At 71.1% G+C, this 17,339-nt stretch carries 13 protein-coding genes and 1 pseudogene; 7 read left to right on the top strand and 7 right to left on the bottom strand.

All coding sequences use genetic code 11. The annotated features are described in order from the left end of the window. The 6 genes and pseudogenes from ACZ63E_RS37225 to ACZ63E_RS37200 all read right to left on the bottom strand — a co-directional run bounded on the left by ACZ63E_RS37225 (nt 1) and on the right by ACZ63E_RS37200 (nt 7,486). Entirely contained in the window at nt 1-2,001 is a 2,001-nt protein-coding gene (locus ACZ63E_RS37225; RefSeq protein ID WP_465340993.1) for a glycoside hydrolase family 31 protein, read from the bottom strand. After that, complete coding sequence (locus tag ACZ63E_RS37220) at nt 1,998-2,813, bottom strand: carbohydrate ABC transporter permease (RefSeq protein WP_465340991.1); 816 nt, start codon at nt 2,811-2,813, stop codon at nt 1,998-2,000. Before ACZ63E_RS37220 ends, ACZ63E_RS37225 begins: the two co-directional genes overlap by 4 nt. Beyond that, nucleotides 2,810-3,709 carry a carbohydrate ABC transporter permease gene (locus tag ACZ63E_RS37215; RefSeq protein ID WP_465340989.1) on the bottom strand — a complete coding sequence of 300 codons (900 nt, stop codon included), beginning with the start codon at nt 3,707-3,709 and terminating at the stop codon, nt 2,810-2,812. Before ACZ63E_RS37215 ends, ACZ63E_RS37220 begins: the two co-directional genes overlap by 4 nt. After that, entirely contained in the window at nt 3,706-4,938 is a 1,233-nt protein-coding gene (locus ACZ63E_RS37210) for a sugar ABC transporter substrate-binding protein (RefSeq protein ID WP_465340987.1), read from the bottom strand. The genes ACZ63E_RS37215 and ACZ63E_RS37210 overlap by 4 nt, the downstream gene beginning before the upstream one ends. A gap of 33 nt (nt 4,939-4,971) precedes the next feature. Then, nucleotides 4,972-5,979 carry a LacI family DNA-binding transcriptional regulator gene (locus ACZ63E_RS37205; protein WP_465313847.1) on the bottom strand — a complete coding sequence of 336 codons (1,008 nt, stop codon included), beginning with the start codon at nt 5,977-5,979 and terminating at the stop codon, nt 4,972-4,974. Nucleotides 5,980-6,671: 692 nt separating this feature from the next. Further along, nucleotides 6,672-7,486, bottom strand: a pseudogene (locus ACZ63E_RS37200) (SAM-dependent methyltransferase). Between the two features lie 117 nt (nt 7,487-7,603). Here ACZ63E_RS37200 and ACZ63E_RS37195 point away from each other — a divergent pair. From ACZ63E_RS37195 to ACZ63E_RS37185, 3 genes are all read left to right on the top strand, one after another. Further along, nucleotides 7,604-8,932, top strand: coding sequence for a cytochrome P450 (locus tag ACZ63E_RS37195; protein ID WP_465340985.1), 1,329 nt, complete (start codon nt 7,604-7,606; stop codon nt 8,930-8,932). Nucleotides 8,933-9,064: 132 nt separating this feature from the next. Then, nucleotides 9,065-10,096, top strand: coding sequence for an alpha/beta hydrolase (locus tag ACZ63E_RS37190; RefSeq protein ID WP_465341190.1), 1,032 nt, complete (start codon nt 9,065-9,067; stop codon nt 10,094-10,096). Nucleotides 10,097-10,186: 90 nt separating this feature from the next. After that, nucleotides 10,187-12,289, top strand: coding sequence for a diguanylate cyclase domain-containing protein (locus ACZ63E_RS37185; RefSeq protein ID WP_465340983.1), 2,103 nt, complete (start codon nt 10,187-10,189; stop codon nt 12,287-12,289). A gap of 7 nt (nt 12,290-12,296) precedes the next feature. On the opposite strand, the gene ACZ63E_RS37180 is transcribed toward ACZ63E_RS37185, so the two are convergent. Further along, nucleotides 12,297-12,959: a nitroreductase family protein gene (locus tag ACZ63E_RS37180; protein ID WP_465313842.1), complete on the bottom strand. Its 663-nt coding sequence runs from the start codon at nt 12,957-12,959 to the stop codon at nt 12,297-12,299. Nucleotides 12,960-13,181: 222 nt separating this feature from the next. On the opposite strand from ACZ63E_RS37180, the gene ACZ63E_RS37175 reads away from it, so the two are divergent. The 4 genes from ACZ63E_RS37175 to ACZ63E_RS37160 all read left to right on the top strand — a co-directional run bounded on the left by ACZ63E_RS37175 (nt 13,182) and on the right by ACZ63E_RS37160 (nt 16,977). After that, nucleotides 13,182-13,601, top strand: coding sequence for a hypothetical protein (locus ACZ63E_RS37175; RefSeq protein ID WP_465340981.1), 420 nt, complete (start codon nt 13,182-13,184; stop codon nt 13,599-13,601). Between the two features lie 31 nt (nt 13,602-13,632). Next, complete coding sequence (locus ACZ63E_RS37170) at nt 13,633-15,726, top strand: (Fe-S)-binding protein (protein WP_465340979.1); 2,094 nt, start codon at nt 13,633-13,635, stop codon at nt 15,724-15,726. 90 nt (nt 15,727-15,816) lie between these two features. Then, nucleotides 15,817-16,599: an FHA domain-containing protein gene (locus ACZ63E_RS37165; RefSeq protein ID WP_465340977.1), complete on the top strand. Its 783-nt coding sequence runs from the start codon at nt 15,817-15,819 to the stop codon at nt 16,597-16,599. Then, a complete protein-coding gene (locus ACZ63E_RS37160) occupies nt 16,600-16,977 on the top strand; it encodes a hypothetical protein (RefSeq protein ID WP_465340975.1) in 378 nt (125 codons plus the stop codon). Nucleotides 16,978-17,339 lie beyond the last annotated feature (362 nt).

The following is a 17,339-nucleotide window of genomic DNA, read 5'->3' as shown; positions in this document are numbered from 1 at the left end:
TCAGCCGCGGATCGGCAGCTTCGTGTCGTCGCGCAGGAAGAGCGGGATCCGCTCCGGCGGGGCGGCCGCCTCGACGGTGGCCCCGCCGTCGTGGCGCGCACCGGTCACCGCGTCCGTCCACAGCGCACCCGAGGGCAGGTACACCCGGCGTGCCGTGACGCCCGGTTCGAGCACCGGCGCGACCAGCAGGTCCGGGCCGAGCAGGAACGCGTCGTCGACGTCCCACGCGCCCGGGTCACCCGGGAAGTCGACGAACAGCGGCCGCATCGGCGGGACACCCTGCTCGTGCGCCACCCGCATCTGGGCCATCAGGTACGGTCGCAGCCGCTCCCGCAGCCGCAACGACTCCTCGATCGCCGCCAGCGCGGCGGCGCCGTACGACCAGACCTCGTTCGGCCCGCCGGTCATCTCCGGCCCGAACGGCGGCCGCGGGTCGCGGAAGCCGTGCAGGCGGAACAGCGGGCAGCACACGCCGTAGGAGAACCACCGCACCATCAGCTCGCGATAACCGGGTGACGCCGGGTCACCGCCGTGGAACCCGCCGATGTCCGTGGTCCACCACGGGATCCCGGCGACCGCGACGTTGAGCCCCGCCCGCACCTGCGCCCGCAGCGACGCCCAGGTCGCCGGGACGTCCCCCGACCACAGCGCCGCGCCGAACCGCTGGCTGCCGGCCCACGCCGAGCGGCTGAGCAGCACCACCTCGTCGTCGCCCTCGCCGCGGATGCCGTCGTGGAAGGCGTGCGCGTTCGCCTGCGGGTAGAGGTTGAAGACCTCCGAGCCCGGCCCGGCGTGGAAGCCGAGGTTGTGCGGGTGGCCGGGCTGGATCTCCGGCTCGTCGCCGTCGAGCCACCACGCGCGCACGCCCAGGTCGTAGTAGTTCTCCTTGACCTTGCCCCAGACGAACCGCCGCGCCGCCGGGTTGGTCGCGTCGTAGAACGCCACCGGCAGCTCGACGTCGAACCCCTTGTCCCGCCACGGCGCGTGGGCCGGGACGCCGTTTTCCGCGGCCACCAGCAGGCCCCGCTCGTGCAGCTCGCGGTAGTTCTCCGACAGCGGGCTGACCGACGGCCACACCGACACCATCAGCTTGACGCCCAGCTCGTCGAGCTCCCGCACCAGCCCGGCCGGGTCGGGCCACTCGGCCGGGTCGAACTTCCAGTCGCCGAGGTGTGTCCAGTGGAAGAAGTCGGCGGCGATCACCGACAGCGGCAGCCCGCGCGAGTGGTACTCCCGCGCGACGGCCAGCAGCTCTTCCTGCGTCCGGTAGCGCAGCTTCGACTGCCAGAACCCGGTCGCCCACTCCGGCAGCATGGGCGCGTGCCCGGTCGCGTCGGCGTAGTGGCCGAGCATCTGCCGCGGGCCGTCGCCGGTGGTCACCCAGTAGTCGAGCTGACGCGCGTCGTCGGCGACCCAGCGGGTGCCGTTGGCGGCCAGCTCGACCCGGCCGACGGCGGGGTTGTTCCAGAGGAAGCCGTACCCGCGGCTCGAGAGCAGGAACGGCACCGACACCTCGGCGTTGCGCTGCACCAGGTCGAGGACCAGGCCCTTCTGGTCGAGCCGGCCGTGCGTGTGCTGGCCGAGGCCGTAGACCCGCTCGTCGTCGTGGGCGGCGAACCGCTGTTCGAGGCGGCCGTACCCGTTGCGCGACGGCAGGAACAGCCGGGCGCCGGGCCACCAGAAGTGCGCGCGCTGCTCGGCCAGCAGCTCCTCGCCGGTGTCCGTGCGGACGAACCTCAGCTGCGCGTCGACGCCGGTGTCGGTGTCGGTCAGCTCGACGATCGCGGTGAGCGCGCCGTTGACCACCCGGCCGGACCGCTCGCCGGCCTCGGCGGTGGCAGCGGACGGCTTCGCGGGCAGCAGCGCGCCCGGGACGTCGTCGAGGATCCGGTGTCGTCCGGCGCGCACGCGCAGGCTGTCCGCGCCCCACGGTTCGATCCGCAGCACCTCGTGCCGCACGGTGACTTCGAGCGAGCGGCCGTCTTCGGTCGTGGCGATCACGCGGTCTCCTGGTCTTTCACGGCGCCGCTGGTCAGCCCGGCGACGACGTACCGCTGAGCCACGACGAGCAGGACGGCCGCGGGGACCGCGGCGAGGACGGCGGTGGCCATGACCCCGTTCCAGTCCGCGGACTGGTTGCCGACGAACCGGTAGACGCCGACGGTGATCGGCTCGATCGACCGGCCGGTGGTGAGGGTGACGGCGAAGAGGAAGTCCGCCCAGGCGAACAGGAACGAGAACAGCCCGGCGGTGACGAGCGCGTTGCGGCTGACCGGGAGGATGATCGAGACGAACGTCCGCCAGTACCCGGCGCCGTCCACTCGCGACGCTTCGGTCAGCTCCCTCGGCACGGAGATCATGAAGGCCCGCAACAGCAGCACCGCGAACGGGATGGTCGCGGTGGAGTCGGCGAGCACCAGGCCGAGGTAGTTGTCGATCAGCCCGAGGTTGCCGAACACGGTGTAGAGCGCGTTGGCCATCACGATCCCCGGGATCATTTGCACGATGAGCAGCACGAACACCAGCGCCGGGCCGCCGCGGACCTTGAGCTGGGCCAGCGCGTACGCCGCGGGCGCCGCGACCGCGAGTGACACGAGCACGGTCCCGAGCGCGATGACGACGCTGGACAGCAGGTGGGGCCCCTGCGAGGCGAGGGCCTCGCGGTAGCCGTCCAGCGTGCCGCCGACCGGGAAGAAGGCCGCGTCCGGGCGCAGCAGCGCGCCGCTGGGCTGCAGCGACGCGTTGACCATCCAGTACAGCGGGAACAGCAGCACGGCGACGATCAGGACACCGAAGACCGTCCGGGCCTTCACGTCGCCGCCTCGGCCAGCGTCGCCCGCGCCGAGCGCAGGTACAGCAGCCCGAACACCGTGGCGACGAGGATGAGGAGGTTGCCGACGGCCGCGCCCTGCCCGAACGCGAAGTCCTGGAAGGACAGCCGGTAGGACCACGTCGTGAGCGTCTGCGTCGCGTTGGCCGGCCCGCCGCCGGTGACGACCATGATCACGTCGAACACCTTGATCGTGTAGACCAGCCCGAGCATGAGCACGATCCCGGTGACCGGCCGCAGCAGCGGCCAGGTGACGTGCCGGAACCGCTGCCACACGTTCGCGCCGTCGAGCGCCGCGGCTTCGTGGAGCGACGCCGGGATCGCGCGCAGCCCACCGTGCATGATCACCAGGTTGAACGGGATGCCGATCCAGACGTTGGTGAGGATCACCGCGGGCAGCGCCCAGGTCGTGCTGCTCAGCCACGGCACCGCGGGGAAGCCGAGGAGGCGCAGGCCCGCGTTGAGCACCCCGTGGTCCTGGTCGAACATCCACCGCCAGACCGCCCCGCTGACCACCAGCGGCAGCAGCCACGGCAGCAGGAGCAGCGACCGCAGCAGCGCGCTGCCGAGGAACCGGCCGGTGAAGAACACCGCCAGCGCCAGGCCGATGCCGAACTGGAAGACGAGCGACCCGGCGGTGAACAGCACGGTGGTGAGCGCGGCCGTCGAGAACAACGGGTCGGCGAACACCGCGGAGTAGTTGGCGAAGCCGACGAAGGGCGCTTCACCGGTGTAGAACGACTTCACCGTGTAGTCCTGGACACTCATCACCAGGTTCGCGACCAGGGGATACCCGAAGAACACCCCGACGTAGGCCAGTGCCGGCAGGAGGAACGCCCACGCCGTGAACCGGGGCTCGCGGCGGGCGGCCGGTGTCACGACCCGCTCGCCTGCTGCGCGGTCTTCAGGGCCTGGTCGGCCGGCTGTTTCCCGGTCAGCGCCGCCTGCAGCGCGTCGGCCAGCGCCTGCGAGACCTTCGGGTACTTCTCGCCGAGCTCGGCGGTGCGGGAGCGGGCCGAGCCGACCTCGTCGACGAAGGCCTGCATCGCGGGCTGCTCGGCGCCGAACCTCGTGGCCGCGGCCGTCTTCGACGGGACGTAGGCGTGCGCCTTGCTCCACTGCAGCATCGTCGGTTCGGAAAGGATGCAGGAGAGCACCTTCCCGGCGGCCTGCTGGGCGGGCCCGCTGGTGACCGGCACGGCGCCGACCTCGCCGCCGAGGGCGACCACCGGTTTGCCGCCCGCCTGCGGCACCGGGATCGGGACCACGCCGTAGTGCAGCGACTTCTGCTCGTCGAGCCGGGCCAGGTTCCACGACCCGTTGACCATCATGGCCGCGGCGCCCCCGACGAACTGGTCGGCGACGTCGTTCTGGTTCCACGTCACCACGGACTTCGACGCCGAGCCGGAGCTGACCAGCTCCGTGACGTACTGCAGGGCCTGCACGGCCTTGGGGGAGTCCAGCTGGGACAGTTCCGCGCCGTTGCTCCAGAAGAACGGGAGGAACTGCCAGGTGCCCTCCTCGGACGGGATCGCGGAGAACGCCAGGCCGTACTTGCCGTCCTTGGTGAGCTTCGCCGCGGCGGCCTTCAGCTCGTCCCAGGTCTTCGGCGGTTCGACACCGGCCGCGGTGAGGAGGTCCTTGTTGTAGATCAGCGCGAGGCCGTTGACGCCGGGAGCGACGCCGTACACCTTTCCCTGGTAGGTCCCGGCTTTGACGATGCTGTCGTAGTAGCCGTCGGTGGTGATGCCGTAGTCGCCCAGCGCCGTCAGCGCGCCGGTGGCGGCGACCTGCTGCAGTGTCGGGTTGTCGGTGAAGAGCAGGTCCGGCAGCGTCTTCGAGCTCGCGTCCTGCAGGATCTTCGGCAGCATCTGCGCGGTCGGCACCTTCTGCCGGTCGATCCTGACCCCGGTCTGCGTGGCGCACGTGTCGAGGATCTTCTGCCACGCGGCCGAACCCTGCTCGTCGGCGTAGTAGTCGAGCTCGGTGATCGAGGTGGCGGCCGGCGCGCCGGCGGCGCTCGACACCGGCGGCGCGGGGCTGGGGCTGCAGGCGGCCAGTAGGGTGGCGCTCGCGGCCAGGACGAGGGCGCGACGAGCTGCGGACATGGTGGTTCTCCTTCGTCGCTGGAGTGGAACCGGTCAGGCGCGCGGCGCGGCGGTGCTGTCTCGCGGGGTGAGGCGGGGCCCGAGCAGCCGGACCTCGGGGGTGGTGTGGCCGGCGAGCCGGCGCATGGTCATCTCGACGGCCTGGGCGCCGACCTCCTCGGCCGGGATGGCCACGGTGGTCAGCGCGACCGCGTGCTGCGCGGCCATGCTGTCCGGGCAGACCGCGACGACGGAGATGTCCTCGGGCACGCGCAGACCGCGCTGGCGCAGGTTCGAGAGCAGCCCGGGCAGCACGGCCTCGTTGTGCACGACCAGCCCGGTCAGGTCCGGGTCGGCGGCGAGCAGTTCGTCCAGACAGGCGCTCACGGCTTCGTAGGAGTGCGCGCAGGGCCGGTTCGTCGCCCGCACACCACGGCTTTGCGCGGCGTCGTCGAACCCGCGCAGGAAGCGCGTCGCGTAGCTGGTGCCGCGCCGGTAGACGGCGGGGGAGGGACCGATCAGCGCGACCGAGCGGTGGCCGAGGTCGGCCAGGTGCGCGACACACGCGGAGCCCGCGGCGGTGAAGTCGAGGTCGACGCAGCTCAGCCCGGCCGGGTGGTCGGGCACGCCGATGAGCACCACCGGCCGGTCGAGTGCGATGAGCATCGGCACCCGCGGGTCCGCGGCCTCGACGTCCATCACCATCAGCGCGTCGGCGATCGCCGAGGACGCCACCCGCTGCAGCGCGGCGGGGCCTTCGTCCTTGGTGAGCAGCAACAGGTCCTGGTCGTGCGCGCGGGCCGCGGTGACCGCCGCGGCGACGAACTCCATCACCACGGCGACGTTGAGGTCGGTGCGCAGCGGGACGACCAGGGCCAGCACGTTGGTCTTGCTGCTGGCGAGCGCGCGGGCCCCGGCGTGCGGGTGGTACCCGAGCTTGCGGATACTCTCTTCCACCAGCCGGCGAGTCTTCGGCGAGATCGAGCGCTTTCCGCTGATCACGTACGACACCGTGCTGGGTGCCACGCCCGCCGCGCTGGCGACGTCGTTGATCGTGACCACGTGCGGCCTCCTGGGGACGAAGCGGGAGAAGTGCGTCGAAGCGCATCGACGATGGCAAGAAGGTAGGTGACACCCGCGCGAAACACAAGCACGCTTTGCCGTGTGGAGATATTCGATTCGCATTCGACGGCGGGCCTCGGAGTCGAATTTGTCGAACGGCGCTGGTAACGGATCTTCTCCCAGCTCAGAGTGCAGTTTGGAGCGTGACCGAAACTTCCTGGGTGCGCTCCCAGTAACTCTTGACCTTCGACTCCGGCGACTGTAATGGTCGTCACCATCCTCACCTTCGACGCGAATGTTCCGCGCCGCGCCGTCGAAACGATTCGACGAATCCGGGAGGCCGTCCGTGTGCCGCGCTCGACCACAGGGTTCCGGCAACGTCGGTGGCGCCGCAAGGGGCACCGGCGCGGTGGCCGCGCACATGAGGTGAACACCATCGCGACCGGACTTTCGAGCGACACGAAGGTCGTGGTCGGAGCGGGTTGGGATGCGGCTCGCCGCTGCAGAGGGTGGCAGTCATCGACGGCAGCTCGGCTGCGCGAATCCGACTTTGCCGGAACCCTGGGCTCGAGCCGGGGGCGCCCGCGCTGAACGGCTCATCGCGGTTCACCGCTTCGCGGTGTCCACAGTGGAGTAATCGCGCCTCACCGTGCGCCCGGACTCGCCGACCGGCGATTTTCTCCCTGCGGTGACTAGGGTTTCCGGCCCATCCCCGCATACGGCAGCGCGTTGATCGCCGGGTCGTCGGACATGTCGCCGGCGCCGCGGGGTTCCACATCGCGCACCCCACCAGCCCCGGCTCCACCATTTCGAAGCCGTCGAAGAAGCGGAGGACCTCGGCATGGGTGCGGGGGACCGGCTGGTTCTGCTGGTTCTGGTTGCTCTTGTACACCTCGACCGCCTCGTCGAGGCGCTCGGACTCGGAGTCCGCCGCGACGTGCGAGATCGTCAGGTAGCTGCCCGGGGCCAGACGATCGCGATACCGGGCGACGATGCCCGCCGGGTCCCACGAGTCCGGGACGAAGTGCAGCAGCAGCAACATGAACACGGCGATCGGCTGGTCCGGGTCCAGCAGCTTGGCGGCACCCTCCAGGACTTCGTCGACGTCGCGCAGGTCCGCCTGCAGCACCAGGCAGCCCGGGTTGTCCTGCAGCAGCAGCTCGCTGTGCGCGACGGCGACCGGCTCGCGGTCGACGTACACCACGCGGCACGACGGGTCGGCCTGCTGGACGATCTCGTGCAGGTTGCCCACCGTCGGGATGCCGGAGCCGATGTCGAGGAACTGCCGCACGCCGGCGTCGACGAGGTACCGCGCCGCGCGGCGCAGGAACGCGCGGTTGAGGCGGGCCGCGTCGCGGACGCCCGGCATGATCTTGAGGATCTGCTCGCCGAGCGCGCGGTCGGCGGCGAAGTTGTGGTCGCCGTCGAGCCAGAAGTCGTACACCCGCGCCGGGTTCGGCACCGTCGTGTCGATCTCCGCCGGCACCCAGCTCGGTTCCCCGGTCACGGGACCTCCCACCCTCGCTCGAGATGCCGGAGTGTAGCGCCCTCATCCGTTCGTGTGGACCCGCGCTCGGAGACCCCGCCGCGTCGCTAAGGTGTCCCGGTCGCGAGGAGGCGAGACATGACCGACGCGCGTCCCGTTCCCGGCCGCTGGCCCGTGCTCGGGCACACAGTGGCGCTGCTGCGTGACCCGCTTAAACTCTTCACTTCCCTGCCCGCGCACGGAGAAGTCGTCAAACTCCACCTCGGCCCGCTGCCGGTGCACGTGGTCACCACCCCCGAACTGTCCTGGCAGGTGCTGGCCACCGACGCCGACAAGTTCGACAAGGGCCTGGTCTTCGACAAGATGCGCCCGCTCTTCGGCGACGGCCTGGCCACCTCGAACGGCGAGCTCAACCGCCGTCAGCGCCGGCTCGTGATGCCCGCCTTCGGCCGGACGCGGATCGCGGGCTACGCCGAAAACACCATGACCAAGCTGGCCGACGAGATCACGACATCGTGGCAGCCGGGCGAAGTCGTCGAGTTCGACCGGCGGATGCAAGACCTGGTGCTGACCATCGCGGGGCAGACGCTCTTCTCGACCGCGCTCGGCGACGAAGCACTCGCGGAAATCCAGCGTTCCATCCCGGTCATGCTGAAATACGTGCTGATCCGGGCGTTTTCCCCGAAGTTCGTGGAGAAGCTGCCCATCCCGCCGAACCGGAAGTTCGACGCCGCGGCCGCGCGGCTGCGCGACGTGATCGGCGAAACCGTGGTCACCGCCCGGGAACAGGGCGCCGACCACGGCGACCTGCTGTCGATGCTGCTCATGGCGCGCGACGAGGACACCGGCGAGGGCATGTCCGACCGGCAGGTGCACGACGAGGTCATCACGATCCTCACCACCGGCGCCGAAACCACCGCCGTCGCCCTGGCCTGGTTCTTCCACGAGCTCGGCCAGCACCCGGACGTCGAACGCCGCTTCCACGCCGAGGTCGACGCCGTGCTCGGCGGCCGGGCCGCGCGGTTCGAGGACCTGCCGGATCTGGTGTACACGCACCAGATCGTCAACGAGATCGTCCGCCGCACACCGCCGCTGATCCTCATGCGCCGGGCGCGTGAAGACGTCGAGCTCGGCGGCGTCCGCATCCCGGCCGGCGCCGAGGTCGCGGTCAGCCAGCACACCCTGCACCGGGATCCGCGCTGGTTCCCCGATCCCGGGCGGTTCGACCCCGGCCGGTGGGCTCCCGGCCACACCGCGGAACTGCCGAAGGGCGCGTACATTCCGTTCGGCGCGGGTGCCCGGCTGTGTCCCGGGCACGTGTTCGCGCCGACGGAGCTCGGCATCGTCGCCGCGACGATCGGGGCGCGCTGGCGGCTGGTTCCGGTGCCGGGCAAGAAGGTCTACGCGCAGCTCAAGGCCACGATGCAGCCGAACCGGCTGCCGATGACGCTGGTACCGCGGACCTGACGGTGCCCGTTCGGCTACCGGGTGTAGTGTTCCGGAGTTCGTTCACCTGTCCGAGTCCAGAGGGAGTGCGGCGTGAAGCTGCCCGTCAAGGTGACGTCGGCCCTGTTCGCCTGCGGTGTCCTGCTCGCCTCGATGACCGCCGCGATGCCCGCCGAGGCCGCCGCGATCTCGTGCACCGACACGGATCTGCCGGTCAGCGGCCCGGGTCTGCCGCCGCTGGTGCCGGGCGCGCCCGCGACGATGCACGGCCGGCTGTGCCTGCCCGCCGGTGACGCGCCGGACACCGTCCAGCTGCTCGTGCACGGCGGGACGTACAACAGCGCGTACTGGGACCTGCCGTACCAGCCCGAGCGGTACTCCTACCAGCGCGACATGGCCGCGCACGGCTACGCGACCTTCGCCGCGGACCAGCTCGGCGCCGGGAACAGCAGTCACCCGCTGAGCCTGCCGCTGTCGGTGTTCGCCGCGGCGGAGTCGACGCACGAGGTGGTCGGTCACCTGCGCGCCGGGCACGTCGGCGGGGTGCGGTTCGCGAAGGTCGTGATCGTCGGGCACTCGGTCGGCTCCGGTGTGGTCGCCGTCGAAGCGTCGACCTACCACGACGTCGACGGGGTGGTCCTCACCGGCATCACGCACCTGCCCGCGCTGCCGGTGCTGGCGCTCGGCGCGGCGCTCGGCCTCCAGCCCGCGTTGCTCGACGGCCAGCTCGGGCACCTCGGCAGCGATCCGCTGTACTTCACGACGCGGCCGGGGGCGCGGGCCGGGCTGTTCTACAACACCGCCGACGCAGACCCGGGCGTGATCGCGGCCGACGAAGCCACGAAGGACCAGGTCTCGGTGCCCGGGATGGGCACGGTCGCGTTGTTCGGGATCGTGCTGCCGGCGACGAGGGGAATTACCGCACCGGTTTTCCAGGTGGTGGGAGAAAAAGACGTTCTTTTCTGCGGACTGCTCGCGCTGCGTGACTGCGCGGAACCCGGAGTGTTGCGCGCGCAGGAGGCGCCCTACTACGCCGATCCGTCGAAACTGTCGATGTACGTCCTCCCGGGTGCCGGTCATTCCGTTGCGTTGCACCGGAACGCCGGTGACTACCGGGACGCCACCCGGTCGTGGCTGCGAAACAGCCTGGGTATCGCTCCGCAGGGTTATCACTCGATTGGATGAATATTAAACCGTGCGTGTCGCGTTGTTTCGCGCCAAGATATATCGGCTGACCGAATCGGAGTATGCCCGAGACCCCTTGGACAGGCAGAGGTGACTGCTCCCCATCCCCGCGGTGACACCCCGCGGAAGAAGCCGTCCGCCGAACGCGCGGCACGCCGGCTCGGCACCCTCGCGCGCAAGTGGGGTTACCTGGTCAGCACGACCGCCTACCTGCCGCACACGCCCGAAGAGATCGAGCGCGAGCTGGCGGTCCTGGCCGGCCGGCTGTTCGACGCGGTCGCGAGCGAGCCGCCGGACCAGGCGAGCGCCGCGGCGGCCGGGAAACGGCTCGTCGAACTGCGGTGCGTCGGCGCGGACAGCCTGCGCCGCAGCCTGGAGGTGCTCGGCAAGGCGCTGCTGCGCGAGCCGGAGCTGCACCACGTCGACCGCCTGGCCGAGCGGGTCGTGGTCGTGCTCGGCGCGCTCAGCTCGGGGTACGGCGAGATGATGCGTGAGGACATCCAGAAGCGGCAGGAAGGCCTCAGCCGCGCGCTGCTGAAGGTCGAGCAGGAGACGCGGCAGAAGCAGGTCATCACCCGCGCGCAGTTCGAGGAGGTGTTCGCCGGCTCCGCCAGCGGCATCGCGCTCACCGAGCTGGACGGCCGGGTGCTGCGGGCCAACGCGGCGCTCGCCAAGACGCTCAACCGCACGCCGGCCGAGATCGCCGCGCTGAGCCTGTTCGACTTCGTGCACCCGGAGGACGTCGAGCTGCTGCGGGAGGCCTACCGGGACCTGGTGGCCGGCAAGCTGCACCGGCTGCGCGCGGGCCGGCGCCTGCTCGGCCTGGACGGCGAACCGATGTGGGCGACGTTCGCCGCTTCGGTGATCCGCGACGCCGTCGGCACCCCGCGGCAGGTGCTCACGATCGTCGACGACGACACCGAGGTTTCGCTGCTGCAGCGGCGCCTGTCCCACCAGGCCCTGCACGACGCGCTCACCGGGCTGCCGAACCGGCAGTTCTTCGGCACCCGGCTGGAAAACCTGCTGCGCGAGGCCGACGCGGCCCGCGGCGTCACGCTCTTCCACCTCGACCTGGACGGCTTCTCGCAGATCGCCGGCGGGCTCGGCCAGGAGCTCGCGGACCGCGTGCTGCGCGGCGTCGCGGCGAAGCTGAAGACGGTGTTCGAAGCGGAAAAGGCGCTCGTGGCCCGCCTCGGCGGCGACGAGTTCGGTGTGCTGGTGCAGAACTCCGCCGAGACGCCGGGTGTCGTGACGCTCGTCCGCCGGATCACCCACGAGCTCGCGGAGGCGGAGTACGTCGACGGCGACCGCGGGGTGGCGGTGTCGGCCAGCATCGGCGTCGTCCACCGGCCGCCGCGCGAGATCACGCCGGCGGAGCTGCTGCGCGCGTCGGACCTGACGCTGCGCCGCGTCCAGCGCACGGGCAACCAGTGGGGCCTCTACGACCGGGAGCTGGACCGGCGCGACCGGCACGACTTCGGGCTCGCGGCGTCGATGGCGGGCGCCTGGGAGAACGGCGAGATCGAGGTCCGCTACCGGCCGCTGGTCGCCGCCGGCGACGAGGTGGCCGGGGTGGAGGCGCGGCTGCGCTGGCCGCATCCGCGGGAAGGCGTGCTGCCGCACGACACGTGTGTCCGGCTGGCCGCGGAGACCGGGCTGGCGCTGCCGCTGGGCACGTGGCTGCTGCGCACGGCGGCCGAGCGGCTGGCCGAGTCCGGCGTCGAGGTGCCGCTGACGGTGGAGCTCACGGCGCCGCAGGCGGCCGATCCGGAGCTGGTGGGGGAGATCCGCCGGGTGCTCGAAGACACCGGCCTGCCCCCGGAACGGCTCCGCCCGGGCTTCCCGGCGGCGGCCCTGCCCCCGGACGCCGTCGACGCGGCCGACAACCTCAAGGTGCTGGCGGAAATCGGCGTGGCCTCGGAGATCCACGGCGCGGCGGGCGATTTGACGTGGCTGGTGGACCTGCCGGTCCGCACGGTCCGCCTGGCGCCGCACGTGGTGGCCCGCCGGGACCACCCGCTGGTGGAGCTGTCGACGGCGAATTTGATCGAAGTGGCCCATCTGGGCGGGGCGACGGTTTCGGTGACCGAGGTCGGGAGCCGCGAGTTGGCGCAGTGGTGGCGGGAGCGCGGGGTGGATCTGGTGGCGGGTGCGGTGTTCGCGCAGCTGCCGGGCGGGTTGCCCGGCAGCTGAGCAGCGCTCACACCCGGACCAGCACCTCCTCGAGCGGCTTCCGCTGCAGATCCGGCACCACGCAGTCGTCCGCGGGATACCCCACCGGGATCACCGCGAACGCCTTTTCGTTACGGGGCCGGCCGAGCAGCTCGCCGAGGAACCGCATCGGGGACGGGGTGTGCGTCAACGCCGCCAGGCCGGCGACCTGCAACGCCGTCAGGAGCATGCCGACCGCGATGCCGACCGACTCGTCGACGTAGTAGTGCTTGTGTACGCCGCCGTCTTCGTCGAGGGCGAAACGTTGCTGGAACACCACGATCAGGTACGGCGCGTCCGTCAGGTGCGGCTTCACCGCGTCCGTGCCCAGGGGCCGCAGCGCGTCGAGCCACGCGTCGCCCAACCGGCCGCCGTAGGAGATCCGTTCCTCTTCCTCGGCGGCTTCGCGGATCGTGCGGCGGACCGCCGGGTCGGTGACGAGGACGAACGTCCAGGGCTGCTGGTGCGCGCCGCTCGGTGCGGTGGACGCGACCGCGATCGCGTCGAGGACCGCGCGCTCCGGCACCGGGTCGGGGGAGAACATCCGGACCGAGCGCCGTGCTTCCATCCGCTGCCGCAGCGCGGCGGACCGGGCGACGGCTTCGGCGGCGGGCAGCCGGGCGGGCCGGTAGGGCACGGGGTGGTAGGTCATGTCCGGAGTGTGGCGGGGGACACGGTCGCCGCGGCAGGGCCGAACGTACGATCTCCGTCACAAGGTCGTTCGCTGTACGGACAGTAAGGCGATCCTTCCTCTCTTTTTTACGCCGAACAGCCTATGCAAACTAGGCTATTTGGTCCTGTCGCACGACGTGAGCCTCTCATTACCCTCCAGTAGCAGGCAGTGGTGCCGATCACAGTCGCTCCAGGAGGCCCCATGGTGTCGCGCGTCCGAGGACCCGGCTCCGAAGATCGGCGCGAACTGCGGCTCAGGCACATCACCGGCTGTCTCTCCTGCACCCTCAAATGCGGGTACTGCGGGCTGCCGGTGCGGCTCACCGGACCGGGCAGCCACCCCGGCTACGGCGTTGTCGACGAAGTGAGCGGGGAGCTGGTGCTGCTGCACCGGTTCTGCCGCGGCGCGCTCGGCCGCTGCGGGACGCGGGGGTGCGTGCTGCGGCGCGCCCACCTCGGCCGCGCGACCGAGCAGTACGAAACCGGCCGCCGCCGTCCGGGGCGCTACCAGCGCCTCGGCGTCCGCCGGTCGGCCGACCTCGATCTGTACCGGAAACACTGGCGGGTCGCGAAGATGCGGTACGCGTGCCAGGCGTGCCGCTACTACACCGGCTCGCACTGAGCCGTTCCTTCCAGCACGTCACGGAGGACTCGTGCTCGTTCGTCTCATCCTCGGTCTGCTCATGACGGTCGTCGGCCTCGCCGTCGCCGGCAAGCGCGTGGCCTTCCTGTACCGGCTGATCAAGGCCGGCCAGCCCGACACGAAACGGTCGGACGAGCTGGGCGCCCGCCTCTTCGCGCAGGTGCGCGAAGTGTTCGGCCAGCGCAAGCTCCTGAAGTGGTCGGTGCCCGGCCTCGCGCACTTCTTCACTTTCTGGGGCTTCGTGATCCTCGCTTCGGTGTACCTCGAGGCGTACGGCGCGCTCTTCGACGAGCGGTTCGCGATCCCGTGGATCGGGCACTGGGCGGTGCTCGGCTTCCTGCAGGACTTCATCGCCGTCATGGTGGCCGTCTCGCTGGGCGTGTTCACCGTGATCCGCATCCGGAACGCCCCCGAGCGCAAGGACCGCGCGTCCCGGTTCTACGGCTCGCACACCGGCGGCGCCTGGCTGATCCTGGTCATGATCTTCAACGTCGTCTGGACGATGTTCTTCTTCCGCGGCGCGTCTTCGGCGTCGGGCAACTTCCCGTATGACAACGGCGCGTACGTCTCGCTCGGCGTCGGGAACCTCCTCGAGCCGCTCGGGCACTCCACGACCGAGGTGCTGGAGACGGTCGGCCTGCTGCTGCACATCGGCGTCATGCTCGTGTTCCTCAGCATCGTGCTCTACTCCAAGCACCTGCACATCTTCGTCGCGCCGATCAACGTCTCGGCGAAGCGGCTGCCGGACGCGCTCGGCCCGCTGCTGCCGATGGAGTCCGGCGGCAAGCCGATCGACTTCGAGGACCCGGGCGAGGACGACACGTTCGGCCGCGGCAAGATCGGCGACTTCACGTGGAAGGGCATGCTCGACTTCGCCACGTGCACCGAGTGCGGCCGCTGCCAGTCGCAGTGCCCGGCGTGGAACACCGGGAAGCCGTTGTCGCCCAAGCTGCTCATCATGGGCCTGCGCGACAACCTCTTCGAGGAGGCGCCCTACGTCCTCTCGGGCCAGGAGCACGAGGACGCGCGCCCGCTGGTCGGGCCGGAAGCCGACGGCGGTGTCATCGATCCCGACGTCCTCTGGTCGTGCACCACCTGCGGCGCGTGCGTCGAGCAGTGCCCGGTGGACATCGAGCACGTCGACCACATCGTCGACATGCGGCGCTACCAGGTGATGATCGAGTCGGCGTTCCCGACCGAGCTGGGCGGGCTGTTCAAGAACCTGGAGACCAAGGGCAACCCCTGGGGCCAGAACAACTCCGAACGCCTCGCCTGGACCAAGGACCTCGGCTTCGACGTCCCGGTGTTCGACGGTGAGCTCGCGGAAGACGTCGAATACGTCTACTGGGTCGGCTGCGCGGGCGCGTTCGACGACAACGCCCGCAAAACCGTCCGCGCGACGGCCGAGCTGCTGCACATCGCCGGTGTGAAGTACGTCGTGCTCGGCAAGGAGGAGTCCTGCACCGGTGACCCGGCGCGCCGCGCGGGCAACGAGTTCCTCTTCCAGATGATGGCGCAGCAGACGGCGGAGACGCTCAACGCTGTGTTCGAGGGCCGCGAGCCGCGGCTGCGCAAGATCGTCACGACCTGCCCGCACTGCCTGAACACGCTCGGCCGCGAGTACCCGGACCTCGACGGGCACTACGAGGTCGTGCACCACACCCAGCTGCTCAACCGGCTGGTGCGCGGCGGGCAGCTGACGCCGGTCAAGGCGGTGGAAGACGGTCCGAAGGTCACCTACCACGACCCGTGTTACCTCGGCCGCCACAACAAGGTCTACACCCCGCCGCGCGAGCTCGTCGGGGCGACCGGCGCGACGCTCGAGGAGATGCCACGCCACGCCGATCGCGCGCTCTGCTGCGGCGCGGGCGGCGCGCGGATGTGGATGGAGGAGCAGATCGGCAAGCGCATCAACCTGGAGCGCGTCGACGAAGCCATCGCGACGGACGCGGAGACGATCGTGACCGGCTGCCCGTTCTGCCGCGTGATGCTCACCGACGGCCTGGTCCAGCGGCAGAGCGAGCAGAAGGCGGAGAACGTCGACGTCCGCGACGTGGCCCAGCTGTTGCTGGAGCGGGTGAAGACACCGGCGCCGAAGGCCTGAACGGGTTCACCCGTTCGCCGGATATCTCCCGGCCGCCGCAGGGCTCTTCCTTGAAGCAGCGGAGAGCCCCGCGGCGGGAGGAGAGTGCCGATGAGCGGGCAGGACGAAGCGAAGATCGAGACGCTCGACGGCGCGGTCGCCCGGCTGGTGGTGCGCCGCGGCTCGTGGCTGGTCGGCCGCGGCCCGGACGCGCACCTGCGGCTGTACTCCGACCAGGTCAGCAGCCACCACGCGTGGGTCCGCCGGGACGGCCGCGGCACCTGGGTGTCCGACGCCGGCTCGCGCAACGGCACCTGGGTCAACGGCCACCGCCTGGCCGCCAGGCAGGACCACGCGCTGCGCAACGGCGACCGGCTCGAGTTCGGCCCGATCGCCGCGGTCTACTCCGACGGGGAGAGCGGCGCCGCGCACACCCGCACGTGGCAGCGGTCCTCGGCCGGCGGGGTCGCGTTCGGGGACGTGTCCGCCGGGACGATCAACAACGCCGGCCGCGACGTCAACGACAGCTACGACCACCGGCAGCACCACCAGTACGAGTTCAGCACGCCGGAGGGCCAGGTGTTCACCGAGCTGGCCACCGGGCAGGGCGCCGGCCGCGCGGTGATGCTGCTGGGGCTGCTGATGCTGCTCGGCGGGTTCGGGATCTGGGCGTCGGTGATCCTCAAGTTCGTCAAGGCGGGCTCCGACGCGGTTTCGGCGGGCTCGTTCGACGCGCCGCCGCCGCTACTCGGCCCGGACGTGATCGACGGGGTGCCGCTGGGTGTCGTCGGGTTCGCGCTGTTCGTGCTCGGCACGGTCGTGACGATGATCGGGCTGGTGATGGCCAAGGCGGCGCGCGAGCGCAGGCGCCGTCAGCGGAGCAGGAGGGGCTAGATGGACGGCATCCACTTCCACGGCGAAGTCCGTGCGGGGACGGTCAACAACGCCGTCCACGGCGACATCAACACCGTCCACGGTGGACACCAGGAGATCCGCCGCGGCCTCGACGCGCGGCAGGTCGCCGGGCTGGTCCGCGCGGTCCACGCCGAGCTGGACACCGCCCGGCTGCCCCCGGCCACGAAGGACGCCGTGCACGACGCCCTCGACGAGGTCGACCGGGACGTGGTCCACGGCGGGGCGGCAGGGTCCGCGGGCGCGAAGGTGCGCCGGGCGCGAGACCTGCTGCGCGAGGCCGGCGGCCTCGCGACGGCGGGTGCCGGGCTGTGGACGGCGGTGCGGGCGCTCGGCGCGGCGGTGGGAGTGCCGTTCTAGCTGTGCGGGTGCTCGGCGCGGCGGTGGGGACCCCCGTTCTAGCCGTGCGGGTGCTTGGCGCGGCGGTGGGAGTCCCGCTCCAGCGTGCGGGCGCTCGCCGCGGTGGTGGGAGTTCCCCGTTCCAGCCGTGCGGGGGCTCGCGGCGGCGGTAGCGCGGCCGCCTGACCGGCCGGGCGGGCCGTGCCGCCGCGCTCGGGTGAGCAAAGCCCGTTTCCGCACTTCAGGGCCGGTTCAAGGCCGGATTCCGGCCGGAAAGCACACCGGCGCCGACCGGACCGGCCGTCACCCCGCACCCGCGGCGGCCTGGTCACCGGAAACGGAAACCGCACGCGCTTCATCGCCGTCCCGGTAATTCTTTCCCG

It is taken from the genome of Amycolatopsis sp. NPDC104819 (genome assembly GCF_055583145.1).
This window is presented reverse-complemented; position numbering and strand designations above follow the sequence as displayed.